This is a genomic window from Pseudomonas sp. MS01C9 (assembly GCF_058202755.1).
On the sequence record NZ_CM177073.1, the window covers coordinates 3636658 to 3651157 of the forward strand.

The 14500-nt window shown below is 63.9% G+C and carries 12 protein-coding genes; all 12 read left to right on the forward strand.

From position 1 onward, the window contains the following. Nucleotides 1–346: 346 nt before the first annotated feature. The 12 genes from AC1M7R_RS16535 (at nucleotide 347) to AC1M7R_RS16590 (ending at nucleotide 14407) form a co-directional block, all read left to right on the forward strand. Nucleotides 347–1969 carry a methyl-accepting chemotaxis protein gene (locus AC1M7R_RS16535; RefSeq protein WP_072388052.1) on the forward strand — a complete coding sequence of 541 codons (1623 nt, stop codon included), beginning with the start codon at nucleotides 347–349 and terminating at the stop codon, nucleotides 1967–1969. Beyond that, nucleotides 1969–2505, forward strand: coding sequence for a chemotaxis protein CheW (locus tag AC1M7R_RS16540; RefSeq protein WP_072388050.1), 537 nt, complete (start codon nucleotides 1969–1971; stop codon nucleotides 2503–2505). The genes AC1M7R_RS16535 and AC1M7R_RS16540 overlap by 1 nt, the downstream gene beginning before the upstream one ends. Further along, complete coding sequence (locus AC1M7R_RS16545; RefSeq protein ID WP_123595447.1) at nucleotides 2502–3794, forward strand: CheR family methyltransferase; 1293 nt, start codon at nucleotides 2502–2504, stop codon at nucleotides 3792–3794. The genes AC1M7R_RS16540 and AC1M7R_RS16545 overlap by 4 nt, the downstream gene beginning before the upstream one ends. Continuing rightward, on the forward strand, nucleotides 3791–4462 hold the full coding sequence (locus AC1M7R_RS16550) for a chemotaxis protein CheW (protein ID WP_072388046.1): 672 nt from the start codon (nucleotides 3791–3793) through the stop codon (nucleotides 4460–4462). Before AC1M7R_RS16545 ends, AC1M7R_RS16550 begins: the two co-directional genes overlap by 4 nt. Beyond that, a complete protein-coding gene (locus tag AC1M7R_RS16555; RefSeq protein ID WP_123595446.1) occupies nucleotides 4459–6711 on the forward strand; it encodes a hybrid sensor histidine kinase/response regulator in 2253 nt (750 codons plus the stop codon). Before AC1M7R_RS16550 ends, AC1M7R_RS16555 begins: the two co-directional genes overlap by 4 nt. Beyond that, entirely contained in the window at nucleotides 6708–7718 is a 1011-nt protein-coding gene (locus AC1M7R_RS16560; RefSeq protein WP_072388042.1) for a chemotaxis response regulator protein-glutamate methylesterase, read from the forward strand. The genes AC1M7R_RS16555 and AC1M7R_RS16560 overlap by 4 nt, the downstream gene beginning before the upstream one ends. A gap of 43 nt (nucleotides 7719–7761) precedes the next feature. Then, a complete protein-coding gene (locus AC1M7R_RS16565) occupies nucleotides 7762–8763 on the forward strand; it encodes a diguanylate cyclase domain-containing protein (protein ID WP_072388040.1) in 1002 nt (333 codons plus the stop codon). 189 nt (nucleotides 8764–8952) lie between these two features. Continuing rightward, a protein-coding gene (prfB, locus tag AC1M7R_RS16570; protein WP_103893945.1) for a peptide chain release factor 2 occupies nucleotides 8953–10048 on the forward strand; the annotation gives its coding sequence in 2 pieces (ribosomal slippage) (nucleotides 8953–9024 and nucleotides 9026–10048; 1095 coding nt in all). A 108-nt stretch (nucleotides 10049–10156) separates the two neighbouring features. After that, on the forward strand, nucleotides 10157–11659 hold the full coding sequence (lysS, locus tag AC1M7R_RS16575; protein WP_072388038.1) for a lysine--tRNA ligase: 1503 nt from the start codon (nucleotides 10157–10159) through the stop codon (nucleotides 11657–11659). A gap of 102 nt (nucleotides 11660–11761) precedes the next feature. Beyond that, complete coding sequence (locus AC1M7R_RS16580; protein WP_072388036.1) at nucleotides 11762–12478, forward strand: TetR/AcrR family transcriptional regulator; 717 nt, start codon at nucleotides 11762–11764, stop codon at nucleotides 12476–12478. 48 nt (nucleotides 12479–12526) lie between these two features. Beyond that, a complete protein-coding gene (locus AC1M7R_RS16585) occupies nucleotides 12527–13078 on the forward strand; it encodes a hypothetical protein (protein ID WP_072388034.1) in 552 nt (183 codons plus the stop codon). Between the two features lie 51 nt (nucleotides 13079–13129). Continuing rightward, a complete protein-coding gene (locus AC1M7R_RS16590) occupies nucleotides 13130–14407 on the forward strand; it encodes a flavohemoglobin expression-modulating QEGLA motif protein (RefSeq protein WP_072388032.1) in 1278 nt (425 codons plus the stop codon). Nucleotides 14408–14500 lie beyond the last annotated feature (93 nt).

The window sequence follows — 14500 nt, forward strand, 5'->3', positions numbered from 1 at the left end:
CACAATTCCCTGTGGGAGCGAGCCTGCTCGCGATGGCGCCCGGTCAGTCACAGCGCTTTTGACCGGTACACCGCTATCGCGAGCGGGCTCGCTCCCACAGTGGTTTTGGAATGTTTGGCAGTCTTGTGTGCCAGCGCTATTTCCTGTGGGAGCGAGCTTGCTCGCGATGGCGTTTGGTCAGTCGCAGCGTTTTGACGGGTACATCGTTATCGCGAGCAAGCTCGCTCTCACAGGAACGCACTCCATCGCTATCCTGACTTGATCAAAATCCTCCTAAGCCTTCATGCAGACGCTACGCCGCCCTCGGCTATACTCCCCAGCATTTTCAAATGCCCGAGGTTTTACTGTGAAGAACTGGACATTGCGCCAACGCATCCTGGCGAGTTTCGCGGTGATCATCGCCATCATGCTGCTGATGGTGGTTGTCTCGTATTCACGGTTGTTGAAGATCCAGGACAGTGAAGAAAAAGTCCGGGCCGATGCGCTGCCGGGGGTGTACTACAGCTCCATGATTCGTGGCGGTTGGGTCGACAGCTACGTCAAGACCCAGCAAATCGTCGGTCTTTCCGGCAATCGCGAAATCACCGCCGAAGACCGGGCGCAATACCAGGGCTTCGAGCAGCACTTGCGCGAGGAAATACAGAATTACCAGAAGTTGATCGAAGATCCCGCCGACCAGGTCTCTTTCGATGAATTCGAGGTCAATCACCAGACTTTCAACCAGGCCCTGGCCAAGGCCCTGGACCTGTATCAGCGCAAGGATTATGAAGGCGCGCGGCAGGTCGTGAACAAGGATTTGACAGCGGCCTGGCTCGACGGACGCGGACATCTGAACCAGATCATCGAGCGCAACCGCGAGTTGGCGGAGCAGGCGGCCGATACCATCGGCACAGCGGTCATGGCAGCCAAGATCGCCATGGGGCTGTCGTTGCTCGTCGCGCTGGTCATTGCCTTGCTCTGCGGCCTGTTGCTGATGCGCGCGATCATGGCGCCGATGAACCGCATCGTGGAGATCCTCGACGTCATGCGCAGCGGCGACCTGAGCGGGCGCCTGAACCTGGCGCGCAAGGATGAATTCGGTGCCGTGGAAACCGGCTTCAACGACATGATGGCCGAGCTGACGGCACTGGTGTCCCAGGCCCAGCGCTCGTCCGTGCAGGTCACCACCTCGGTGACCGAGATCGCCGCCACTTCGCGGCAACAACAGGCCACCGCCACCGAGACCGCCGCCACCACCACCGAGATCGGCGCCACCTCCCGGGAAATCGCCGCCACGTCCCGGGACCTGGTGCGCACCATGACCGAAGTGTCCACCGCCGCCGACCAGGCCTCGGTGGCCGCCGGCTCCGGCCAGCAGGGCCTGGCGCGGATGGAGGAAACCATGCATTCGGTCATGGGGGCCGCCGACCTGGTGAACGCCAAGCTGGCGATCCTCAACGAGAAGGCCGGCAACATCAACCAGGTGGTGACCACCATCGTCAAGGTTGCCGACCAGACCAACCTGCTGTCCCTCAATGCCGCCATCGAAGCCGAGAAGGCCGGTGAATACGGTCGTGGTTTCGCCGTGGTCGCCACGGAAGTGCGGCGCCTGGCCGACCAGACGGCCGTGGCCACCTACGACATCGAGCAGATGGTGCGCGAAATCCAGTCCGCCGTGTCGGCGGGCGTGATGGGCATGGACAAGTTTTCCGAGGAAGTACGCCGGGGCATGGCCGAGGTGCAGCAGGTCGGCGAGCAACTGTCGCAGATCATCCATCAGGTCCAGGCGCTGGCGCCGCGGGTGTTGATGGTCAACGAAGGCATGCAGGCCCAGGCCACCGGCGCCGAGCAGATCAACCACGCCCTGGTGCAACTGGGCGATGCCAGCAGCCAGACCGTGGAGTCCCTGCGCCAGGCCAGTTCCGCCATCGACGAACTGAGCCAGGTGGCCGTGGGGCTGCGCAGCGGCGTCTCGCGTTTCAAAGTCTGATGAGCGACTTCGAGGCCAGACGTGGCACCGCGCCGGCGGCCCGTCAGATGCTGTTCCTGCAGTTTCGCATCGGCAACGAGCGCTATGCCCTGGCGGCCACCGACGTGGTGGAGGTGTTGCCGCGCATGCCCCTCAAGCCGATTGCCCGGGCCCCGTCCTGGGTGGCCGGGGTATTCGCCTGGCGTGGAACGGTGGTGCCGGTGATCGATCTGTGCAGCCTGACCTTCGGCCAGCCCGCCGAGATCCGCACCAGTACGCGGCTGGTGCTGGTGCACTATCGGCCCGAGGGGCAATCGGCGGAGCAGGTGCTGGGGTTGATCCTGGAGCAGGCCACCGATACCTTGCGGTGCGACCCGGAGCAGTTCCAGCCTTATGGCCTGGATAACCGCCAGGCGCCGTACCTGGGGCCGGTTCGCGAAGATGCCCAGGGGCTGCTGCAATGGGTGCGGGTCAACGACCTGCTCGATGAGTCGGTCCGTGCGCTGTTGTTCCCCGCGACGCCGCCGAGCCTTGACCTGCCAAAGGCCCGGCCATGAACAACGACCAGCGTTTTTTCGTTTTCCTCAAGGAGCGCATCGGCCTGGATGTCACCTCCGTGGGCGTGGCCATCATCGAACGGGCCGTACGCCAGCGCATCACCGCCGTGCCAGGGCGAACGGTCGAAGAATATTGGCACTGCCTGCTGCAATCGACCCAGGAGCAGCAAGCACTGATCGAAGCGGTGATCGTCCCGGAAACCTGGTTCTTCCGTTACCCGGAATCCTTCGCGACCCTGGCCCGGCTGGCCGTCCAGCGCCTGACGGCGATCCGGCACCTGCGTGCGCTACGCATTCTCAGCTTGCCGTGTTCCACGGGCGAAGAGCCGTATTCCATCGCCATGACGCTGCTCGATGCCGGTGTGCAGCCTCACCAGTTCAAGGTCGATGGACTGGATGTCAGCCCGCTTTCTGTGGAGCGCGCCCGGGAGGCTCGTTATGGCAGGAATTCATTCCGGGGCGCGGACCTGGCGTTTCGCGAGCGATATTTCACGGCCGACGGGGACGGCTATCGTCTCGGCGAGCGGGTCCGCGAGCAGGTGCGCCTGCAGGTGGGCAACCTGCTGGATCCGGCCTTGCTGGCGAACGAGGCCCCCTACGATTTCGTGTTCTGCCGCAACCTGCTGATCTATTTCGACCAGCCGACCCAACGGCTGGTATTCGAGGTGCTCAAGCGCCTGACCCACCAGGACGGCGTGCTGTTCATCGGTCCCGCCGAGGGCAGCCTGCTGGGGCGGCTGGGCCTGCGCTCGATCGGCGTGCCCCAGTCGTTCGCATTCAGCCGCCAGGGTGTCGCCGAACCGCAGCCGTTGCCCACCCTGGTGCCTGCGCCGCTGCCGCCCCGTGTCGTGCCGCCCGTGGCCCCTGCGCCCGCCCGGCCCCGGCCGTTCATGGCGAGCGTGACGCCAATGGCCTCGCCGAAAGTGGCTCCGACGAAAGTAGCTCCGGCGAAAGACAGCGACGCCGCCACCTTGCTGGCCGATATCGCCACGCTCGCCAATGCTGGCAAAAGCGCCGAGGCGCGGGCCGCCTGCGAGCGGTACTTGAGCAACCATCCACCCAAGGCCCAGGTGTTCTACTGGCTGGGCCTGCTCAGCGACATGGCCGGGAATGCGCTCCAGGCCCAGGGTTTCTATCGCAAGGCGCTTTATCTTGAGCCGCAACACGCCGAGGCCCTGGTGCATCTGGCGGCGCTGCTGGCTTCCCAGGGGGACGCGGCCGGAGCCCGTCGATTGCAGGAACGCGCCGCCCGCAGCGGGCGCGCGGCTGACAGTGAGCATCCACGATGAGCGGTTCGGTTTTCCATGACGTCACCCGTGACGATGCCCAGGCCATCGACGATTGCTGGAACCGCATCGGCGTACTGGGGGACAAGTCCTGTCCGTTGCTGGCCGAGCATATTCATTGCCGCAACTGTTCGGTGTATTCGGCGGCGGCCACTCGCCTGCTCGACCGCTATGCCCTTCGACAGGACGACCGGGAGCAGGTCCATGCCCCAGTGGACAGCGATGTTGTCACCCGTTCGCTGCTGATGTTCCGCCTGGGCGAGGAGTGGTTGGCGCTGACCACCCGCAGCCTGGTGGAAGTGGCGCCCTTGCAGCCGATCCATTCGTTGCCGCACCAGCGCTCGCGAGCCCTTCTGGGAGTGGCGAATGTGCGCGGGGCGCTGGTGGCCTGTCTGTCGCTGGTGCAACTGCTGGATCTGGAACCGGGCTCGGCCGCGGCATCCGGTGGACGGATCATGCCGCGCATGCTGATCGTCGCGGCCCAGGGCGGGCCGGTGGTGATGCCTGTGGATGAAGTGGACGGCATCCATGCCATCGACGAACGCATCCTGGCGGCCGCGTCGCCATCTGGCGACAAATACACCCGTGGCGTGCTGCCCTTCAGGGAGCGCAGCCTGCGTTGGCTGGACGAGGAGCAGTTGTTGAGTGCCGTGGCCCGGAGCCTGTCATGACCCCCGATCAGATGCGCGATGCCTCGTTGCTGGAACTGTTCAGCCTGGAAGCCGAAGCCCAGGTCCAGGTGCTGAGCGCCGGTCTGCTGGCCCTGGAGCGCGATCCGACCCAGGTCGAGCACCTGGAGTCGTGCATGCGCGCCGCTCACTCTCTCAAGGGCGCGGCGCGGATCGTCGGGGTGGACGCCGGGGTCAGCGTCGCCCATGTCATGGAGGATTGCCTGGTCAGCGCCCAGGAAGGACGCCTGCGCCTGAGCGCCGAGCACATCGATGCCTTGCTGCAAGGCACCGACCTGCTGACGCGCATCGCCACGCCGGGCAACAGCGTCGGTGCGTCCGATGTCGAAGGATACGTGGCGCTGATGGGCCGCTTGCTCGACCCCTCCGGTGCACCGGCGGCGGTCAGCGCCAGGCCCATCGAGCCCATGCCGGTCCAGTTGCCGGAACTGGAGCCAGCGCCCGCGCCCATGGAGCCGGCCCCCAAGGGCAAGCGGGTCAGTGAAGGGGGCGAGCGGGTGCTGCGGGTCACCGCCGAGCGCCTGAACAGCCTGCTGGACCTGTCGAGCAAATCCCTGGTGGAAACCCAGCGCCTCAGGCCCTGGCTGGCGACGATGCAACGGCTCAAGCGCCAGCAAGGCAACGGTTTGCGCGCCCTGGAAGAGCTGAACGTGCACCTCAAGGATCACGCCTTGAGTCTTCAGGCCCAGGAGGCCCTGGGTGACGCCCGGCGCCTGCTGGCCGAGACCCAACAGTTGCTGGCGCAGAAAGTGGCCGAGCTGGATGAGTTTGCCTGGCAGGCCAGCCAACGGGCGCAGGTGCTGTACGACACGGCGCTGGCCTGTCGCATGCGTCCATTCGCCGACGTACTGTCTGGCCAGGCGCGGATGGTCCGGGACCTGGGCCGCAGCCTGGGCAAGCAGGTGCGCCTGGAAATCGAAGGCGAGAAAACCCAGGTGGACCGCGACGTCCTGGAAAAGCTCGAAGCCCCGCTGACTCATTTGCTGCGCAACGCCGTGGACCACGGTATCGAATCCCCGGATCAACGGTTGCTGGCAGGCAAGCCTGCCGAGGGCCTGATCCGCCTGCGTGCCTCCCATCAGGCCGGTCTGCTGGTCCTGCAATTGTCCGACGATGGGGCCGGCGTCGATCTGGAACGGGTGCGCCGCAGCGTCGTCGAGCGCGGCCTTTCGCCCGAGCACACCGCTGCCAGCTTGAGTGAAGAGGAACTGCTGGCCTTTCTCTTCCTGCCCGGCTTCAGCCTGCGAGACAGGGTCACCGAAGTCTCCGGACGCGGCGTCGGCCTGGATGCCGTCCAGCATATGGTCCGGCAGCTGCGTGGCGCGGTGGTACTGGAGCAGACCGCAGGCGAGGGCAGCCGTTTCCACCTGGAAGTGCCGCTGACGCTTTCGGTGGTGCGCAGCCTGGTGGTGGAAGTCGGCGCCGAAGCCTATGCCTTTCCCCTGGCGCACATCGAACGCATGTGCGACCTGGCGCCGGAAGACATCGTACAGGTCGAGGGTCGCCAGCATTTCTGGCATGAAGGCCGGCATGTCGGGCTGGTCGCCGCCAGCCAGTTGCTCAACCGTCCGGCAACCCGCAACAGTGGCCAGACTCTCAAGGTGGTGGTGATCCGCGAGCGCGAGACGATCTACGGCGTGGCGGTGGAGCGCATCATCGGCGAAAGGACCCTGGTGGTCCTGCCGCTGGACGAGCGCCTGGGCAAGGTCCAGGACATTTCCGCCGGCGCCTTGCTGGACGACGGCTCGGTGGCACTGATCGTCGATGTCGAAGACCTGCTGCGCTCGGTGGACAAGCTGCTCGATACCGGACGCCTGGAGCGCATCGCCCGCCAGGACCAGGCCCAGGCCCCGCGCAAGCGGATCCTGGTGGTGGATGACTCCCTGACCGTGCGTGAATTGCAGCGCAAGCTGCTGCTGGGGCGCGGCTACGATGTCGCCGTGGCAGTGGACGGCATGGACGGCTGGAATGCCCTGCGCTCCGAGGATTTCGACTTGCTGATCACCGACATCGACATGCCTCGCATGGACGGCATCGAACTGGTGACCCTGCTGCGGCGCGACAACCGCCTGCAATCGCTGCCAGTGATGGTGGTGTCCTACAAGGATCGGGAAGAAGACCGCCGCCGTGGCCTGGACGCGGGGGCCGACTATTATCTGGCCAAGGCGAGTTTCCATGACGACGCCTTGCTCGATGCCGTGGTGGAACTGATCGGAGGAGCGCGTTCTTGAAGATTGCCATCGTCAATGACATGCCCCTGGCAGTCGAGGCCCTGCGCCGCGCGCTGGCGTTCGAGCCGGCCCACCAGTTGGTCTGGGTGGCTGCCAACGGCGCCGAGGCGGTGCAGCGTTGCGCCGAATACACCCCCGACCTGATCCTGATGGACCTGCTCATGCCGGTCATGGATGGCGTGGAAGCCACGCGCCGGATCATGGCCGACAACCCCTGCGCCATCCTCATCGTCACCGGCGACAGCCAGCAGAACGTGCACCGGGTGTTCGAAGCCATGGGCAACGGCGCCCTGGACGTGGTGGATACGCCGGCCCTGGGCGTCGGCAACCCGGAGGACGCGGCGGCACCGTTGCTGCGCAAGATCACCAACATCGGCTGGCTGATCGGCGAGCGGGGCAGTCGCGAGCGTCCCGTACCGGCGGCCCAACGTGCCGCGGCGTCCCGCAACGGGCTGGTGGCCATCGGTTCGTCCGCGGGCGGGCCGGCGGCGCTGGAAGTCCTGCTCAAGGCCTTGCCACGGGACTTTGGCCCGGCCATTGTCCTGGTCCAGCATGTGGACGAGGTGTTCGCCGCCGGGATGGCCGAGTGGCTCGCCAGTGTGTCGGGCCACAAGGTGCGCCTGGCGCGAAACGGCGAGCCGCCGCAAAATGGCACGGTGCTGCTGGCTGGCACCAACCATCATTTACGCCTGCTGAAAAATGGCACCCTGGCCTACACCGCCGAGCCGGTCAACGAGATCTATCGGCCTTCCATCGATGTGTTTTTCGAAAGCGTCGCCCACTTCTGGAACGGTGATGCGGTGGGTGTCTTGCTTACCGGCATGGGCCGCGATGGCGCACAAGGGCTTAAACTGATGCGCCAGCAAGGCTGCGTGACCATCGCCCAGGACCAGCGAAGCAGCGCGGTGTATGGCATGCCCAAGGCGGCAGCGGCCATCGACGCGGCGACGCAGATCCTGACCCTCGACGACATAGCCCCCCGGCTGGTAGAGATTTTTGCACAATGACAACCCCAGCAGTCCTGGTCAAAGCCGTACTCAGGTGAGCCTCATGAACGAATTACAGCTCGACGATTTCAAGCGTGACGAGAATGCCGCCATGGTCCTTCTCGTCGACGACCAGGCGATGATCGGCGAGGCGGTGCGACGCGGGCTGTCGAACGAAGACAACATCGACTTCCATTTCTGTTCCGACCCGCACCAGGCCATCGCCCATGCCGTGCGCATCAAGCCGACGGTGATTCTCCAGGACCTGGTGATGCCCGGCCTCGACGGCCTGAGCCTGGTGCGCGAGTACCGCAACCACCCGGCCACCCGCGACATCCCGATCATCGTCCTGTCCACCAAGGAGGACCCCCTGGTCAAGAGCGCGGCCTTCGCCGCTGGCGCCAACGATTATCTGGTCAAGCTGCCGGACAATATCGAACTGGTGGCGCGCATCCGCTATCACTCGCGCTCCTACATGATGCTGTTGCAGCGGGACGCGGCCTATCGCGCCCTGCGAGTCAGCCAGCAGCAACTGCTCGACACCAACCTGGTGCTGCAACGCTTGATGAACTCCGATGGCCTGACCGGCTTGTCCAATCGCCGGCATTTCGACGAGTACCTCGAGCTCGAATGGCGGCGGGCGATCCGGGACCAGTCCCAGCTGTCGCTGCTGATGATCGACGTGGACTACTTCAAGTCCTACAACGACAACTTCGGTCACCTGGAGGGCGACGAGGCCTTGCGCAAGGTCGCTACGGCGATCCGAGACGCTTGCAGCCGGCCATCCGACCTGCCGGCTCGATACGGGGGAGAAGAGTTCGCCCTGGTCCTGCCCGGTACCTCGCCCGGCGGTGCCCGGTTGATGGCCGAGAAGCTGCGCCAGAGTGTGGTCGCCCTGAAAATCCCCCACACCACGCCCGACGGCGGCGAGAACCTGACCGTCAGCATCGGTGTCTCCACCGTCACGCCGCAGCAGGGTGGCGATTGTCGCCAGTTGATCTCGGCGGCGGACAAGGGGCTGTACATGGCCAAGCACAATGGCCGCAACCGGGTGGGGATCGAATGACCTTGGGTCGATGATGCACGCGGCTGTGGCGAGGGGATTTAGCGAAACGTCGCACCGCCCCTCGCCACAGGGGGTACCAGGCCCGGTCTTGATCTCATTGCCCCTAAAGCCGCCAGGCGGGCTGCCGCTGGCGCTTGATTACGTTATACTCGCCGGCTTTCAAAAGTTCGCCAACGAGTGCTGCCCGCCATGGAAATCAACCCGATCCTTAACACCATCAAGGACCTGTCCGAGCGCTCCGAAACTATTCGGGGGTATCTTTGACTACGATCAAAAGCATGAGCGTCTGACCGAGGTCAATCGCGAGCTTGAAGATCCGAGTGTCTGGAACAAGCCTGAGTACGCCCAGGAACTGGGCCGCGAACGTTCCGCGCTGGCGCAGATCGTCGAGACCCTGGACGAGTTGTCCAGCGGCCTGGCCGATTGCCGCGACCTGCTGGACATGGCCGTCGAAGAGAACGACGAAGGCGCGGTCGCCGACGTGGTCGCCGAACTGACACGCCTCGACGAGTCCCTGGCCAAGCTGGAATTTCGCCGCATGTTCAGCGGCGAGATGGACATGAACAACGCCTACCTGGACATCCAGGCCGGATCCGGCGGCACCGAAGCCCAGGACTGGGCCAACATCCTGCTGCGCATGTACCTGCGCTGGGCCGACAAACGGGGTTTCGACGCCACCATCATGGAGCTGTCGGCCGGTGAAGTCGCCGGGATCAAGGGCGCCACCGTGCACATCAAGGGCGAATATGCCTTCGGCTGGCTGCGGACCGAGATCGGTGTTCACCGCCTGGTGCGCAAGAGCCCGTTCGACTCCGGCAACCGTCGCCACACCTCGTTCTCGGCGGTGTTCGTCTCCCCCGAGATCGACGACAAGGTGGAAATCGAGATCAACCCGGCGGACCTGCGCATCGACACCTACCGTTCCTCGGGCGCCGGTGGCCAGCACGTCAACACCACCGACTCGGCCGTGCGGATCACCCACGTACCGACCAACACCGTGGTGAGCTGCCAGAACGAACGCTCCCAGCACGCCAACAAAGACACCGCGATGAAGATGCTCCGGGCCCGCCTGTACGAGCAGGAGATCCAGAAGCGCAACGCGGCCTCCCAGGCACTGGAAGACAGCAAGTCCGACATCGGTTGGGGTCACCAGATCCGTTCCTATGTACTCGATGCCTCGCGCATCAAGGACCTGCGCACCAACATCGAACGCAGTGACTGCGACAAGGTGCTCGACGGCGACATCGACGAATACCTGGAAGCGAGCCTCAAACAAGGGCTGTAACGCAACACCCATGCGGCGGGCGGGCAGGCTTGCATGAAAGCGCTGCTCGCCGGCAAACCCTGGCCCCGGGGCCGGGGGCAACGAACCTGTGATGGAATCCTTTAAGACATGAGCGACCTAGAACTCGACCCGCAAGCCCTGCAACAGGAAGAAAACTCCCTGATCGCCCTGCGCAAGGAAAAGCTTGCTGCCGAGCGCGCCAAGGGCCAGGCCTTCCCCAACGACTTCCGCCGCGACGCCTACTGCGACGTGCTGCAGAAACAGTATGCGGACAAGACCAAGGAAGAGCTGGCAGAGGCGGCGATTCCAGTCAAGGTGGCCGGTCGTATCATGCTCAACCGTGGTTCCTTCATGGTGATCCAGGACATGACCGGTCGCATCCAGGTCTACGTCAACCGCAAGACCCTGCCGGAAGAAACCCTGGCCGCCGTCAAGACCTGGGACCTGGGCGACATCATTGCTGCCGAAGGCACCCTGGCCCGTTCCGGCAAGGGCGACCTGTACGTTGAAATGACCAGCGTGCGCCTGCTGACCAAGTCCCTGCGCCCGCTGCCGGACAAGCACCACGGCCTGACCGACACCGAGCAGCGCTATCGCCAGCGCTACGTCGACCTGATCGTCAATGAAGACGTGCGCCAGACCTTCCGCGTGCGTTCCCAGGTCATCGCCCACATCCGCAGTTTCCTGATGAAGCGCGACTTCCTCGAAGTCGAGACGCCGATGCTGCAGACCATTCCTGGCGGCGCGGCGGCCAAGCCGTTTGAAACCCACCACAATGCACTGGACATGGAAATGTTCCTGCGCATCGCGCCGGAGCTGTACCTCAAGCGGCTGGTGGTCGGTGGCTTCGAGAAAGTCTTCGAGATCAACCGCAACTTCCGTAACGAAGGCGTTTCGACCCGGCACAACCCCGAGTTCACCATGCTGGAGTTCTACCAGGCCTACGCCGATTACGAAGACAACATGGACCTGACCGAGGAGCTGTTCCGCGAGCTGGCGCAACTGGTGCTGGGGACCACCGACGTGCCGTACGGCGACAAGGTGTTCCACTTCGGCGAGCCGTTCGCGCGCCTGTCGGTCTTCGACTCGATCCTCAAGTACAACCCGGACATCACTGCGGCCGACCTGCAGGACATCGAGAAAGCCCGTGCCATCGCCAAGAAGGCCGGCGCCAAGGTGCTCGGCTTCGAAGGCCTGGGCAAGCTGCAGGTGATGATTTTCGAGGAACTGGTGGAGCACAAGCTGGAGCAGCCGCACTTCATCACCCAGTACCCGTTCGAAGTGTCGCCGCTGGCTCGCCGTAACGACGAGAACCCGAACGTGACCGACCGCTTCGAGCTGTTCATCGGTGGTCGCGAAATCGCCAACGCCTACTCCGAGCTCAATGATGCCGAAGACCAGGCCGAGCGTTTCATGGCCCAGGTGGCCGACAAGGACGCCGGCGACGACGAAGCCATGCACTACGATGCCGATTTCGTCCGGGCCCTCGAATACGGCATGCCGCCAACCGCCGGTGAAGGCATTGGCATCGATCGCCTGGTGATGTTGCTGACCAACTCGCCGTCGATCCGGGATGTCATTCTCTTCCCGCACATGCGGCCCCAAGCGTAAGTGCTTCATTTAAAAAGCCGCCTATCACAGGCGGCTTTTTATTGCCTGTCTGGTACAAACGTATCAATTGGTTACTTTTGAAATAGCGAGGAAAGACCTGTCGTGAATCGTGCAATGGCTCAAGAAGGTGCAGCGGGCGTCGCCACCGCTGTCGCTGAAAGTGTTCAGTACCAGGGTCGCAAGGCCAGCCGACAGGGCAGTGAACAGCGTCGCCAGCAGATTCTCGATGCGGCCATGCGTATCGTGGTGCGCGATGGCGTGCGGGCGGTGCGACACCGGGCGGTGGCGGCCGAGGCCGGTGTGCCATTGTCGGCCACCACCTACTATTTCAAGGACATCGATGACCTGCTCACCGATACCTTCGCCCAATACGTGGAGCGCAGCGCGGCCTTCATGGCCAAGCTGTGGACCAACAACGAAGGGCTGCTGCGCGAAATGGTCGCCTATGGCGACGGCAGCCCCGAATCCCGCTCGCAACTGGCCGACGATATCGCCCGGATGACGGCCGACTACGTGCAGCATCAACTGCACAGTCGTCGCGACTACCTGATGGCCGAGCAGGCCTTCCGCCAGGAAGCGCTGCTCAACCCGCGCCTGGCGGACCTGGTGCGTTCCCACCAGCAGATCCTGTTGCATGGCACCTGCCAGTTTTTCCAGGTGTTGGGCTCCCGCGAGCCGCAACAGGATGCCAAAGTGTTGACGGCGATTATCGGTCGGATGGAATATCAGGGCTTGCTCAATGGCGCCGAGCCGGTCGCTGAAGAAGACATGCTCGGTATCCTGACCCGCTACATGCACCTGGTACTGGCGTCGGTGTAAACACCCGGTCCCCCTGCGGACAACGCATCGTGTGCCTAGGGAGTTCGAATGAAAGCCTGGCGTGTCGTTGTCATGGCTGTGTCGTTGCTGCTGCTCAGCGGCTGCCTGGTGTCCTTCACGGCGCCGTTGCCCGACAGTGAGGCCGCGCCCCAAGGCCTGCTGGGTCACTGGACCAGCACCAATGCCTGGGGCGAGCCGCTGAACCTGGAGCTGACCCAGGTCGGCAGGCATCGTTACCAGGCCATCACGTACTTCAGGGCCCGCCCCCAGGAGCGCGAGGCCATCGCGCTGACCGTGTCCCGTCATGGCAGTCGCTGGTACCTGTCGGCCAAGGTCCCGGCCCGGTATGGCGGGCACTACGTGATCGCCGGTTTCGAACTGACCGACAAGCAGGAACTGGTGGTCTACAACCTGGACATGGAACAGATCAACCAGGCCATTGGCCAGAAAATCCTCAGCGGCCAGCCGAATCACAGCGAAGAGGGCGACGGCGTGCTGGTGGACAGCGACATGGGCAGGGTCTTCAGTTACCTCGACGATCCGGCCAATTCCGACGTGTTCTCGGAAGCCGTGCGCTACCAGCGGCTCAAATCCCGGTAGACTCCAGGCCCATTACTGCAACAAGCGGACGTTTTTTCACAGGAGTTCCGGGTGGACGAATACCAGCAGACGATACGCACCTTGTCCGATCGCATAGTGCTGGCGCAAACGCCGATTCGCATTCTCGACGCGGTGAAATGGGACGAGAACATCCGCAAGGGGTTTCTCAAGGCCAAGGGCAAGGAATTGCCCGCCGTGGACCGCGACTATTACCTCAACCGACCGTTGTCCTTCGACTCCAGCGGGGTAAAGCTGGAGTTCCAGAACATCGAGCGGGACATCACCCGCCAGCTGGGGCAATTCAACCCGGTCGGCCAGATCATGCGTCGCATGTGCAAGGAGTACCGCATGGTGGTGCGCATGCTCGAAGCGCGCGGCACCGAGGATTTCGGGCTGATTTCCCAGGAACTGTATGGCGCCGCCTCCGATGCCTTCCATGCCGGCGACCCGACCCTGTCCGATCTGGGCCTGATGCTTTCCGACTACCTGAACAACATCGACGGCCGTGGCGATCTGAAGGATGAGCCGAAAGTGCTCAGCGCCAAGGAGGCGGTCAGCCTGCTGCAGCATCGCCTCAACCGTGTCTTCGGTGAGGCGGAGGAGACCATCCGGGTTTTCGAGTCCGACGGGATCGTGGCCGACGCGGCGGCGGGTGCCGACTACATCAAGATCCGTACCGACGCGATGTTCAACGAGCGGGACGTGCGCGCCCTGGAGGTCCACGAAGGCCTGGTGCATGTGGGCACCACCCTCAACGGGCTGAACCAGCCGATCTGCACCTTCCTGTCCAAGGGCCCGCCCTCGTCCACGGTCACCCAGGAAGGCCTGGCGATCCTGATGGAAATCATCACCTTCGCGTCCTACCCCAGCCGGCTGCGCAAGCTCACCAACCGCACCCGGGCGATCCATATGGTGGAAGAGGGCGCCGACTTCCTGCAGATCTTCGAGTTCTTCCGCGAGCAGGGCTTCGAGATGGCTGAAAGCTACGGCAACGCCAGCCGGGTCTTCCGTGGCTCGGTGCCGACCGGTCTGCCATTCACCAAAGACTTGTCCTACCTCAAGGGCTTCATCATGGTTTACAACTACATTCAGCTGGCCGTGCGCAAAGGCAAGCTGGAGCAGGTGCCGCTGCTGTTCTGCGGCAAGACCACCCTGGAGGACATGCGCACCCTGCGCCAATTGGTGGACGAAGGCCTGGTGGTGCCGCCCAAGTACTTGCCCGAGCAGTTCCGCGACATGAACGCCCTGTCGGCCTGGATGTGTTTCTCCAACTTCCTGAACCACCTGAGCCTGGATCGGATCGAAGCGGATTATTCCAATATCCTTTGAACACAACACCCACCCCTGTGGGAGCGAGCTTGCTCGCGATAGCGTCAGGACAGTCAACATAGCTGTGACTGGACCGCCCCTATCGCGAGCAAG

Bases quoted from the DNA above. Each gene is read 5' to 3' on its own strand.
- AC1M7R_RS16540 (WP_072388050.1), top strand. From the start codon at position 1,969: ATGAGCGACTTCGAGGCCAGACGTGGCACCGCGCCGGCGGCCCGTCAG.
- AC1M7R_RS16545 (WP_123595447.1), top strand. From the start codon at position 2,502: ATGAACAACGACCAGCGTTTTTTCGTTTTCCTCAAGGAGCGCATCGGC.
- AC1M7R_RS16550 (WP_072388046.1), top strand. From the start codon at position 3,791: ATGAGCGGTTCGGTTTTCCATGACGTCACCCGTGACGATGCCCAGGCC.
- AC1M7R_RS16555 (WP_123595446.1), top strand. From the start codon at position 4,459: ATGACCCCCGATCAGATGCGCGATGCCTCGTTGCTGGAACTGTTCAGC.
- AC1M7R_RS16565 (WP_072388040.1), top strand. From the start codon at position 7,762: ATGAACGAATTACAGCTCGACGATTTCAAGCGTGACGAGAATGCCGCC.
- lysS (WP_072388038.1), top strand. From the start codon at position 10,157: ATGAGCGACCTAGAACTCGACCCGCAAGCCCTGCAACAGGAAGAAAAC.
- AC1M7R_RS16585 (WP_072388034.1), top strand. From the start codon at position 12,527: ATGAAAGCCTGGCGTGTCGTTGTCATGGCTGTGTCGTTGCTGCTGCTC.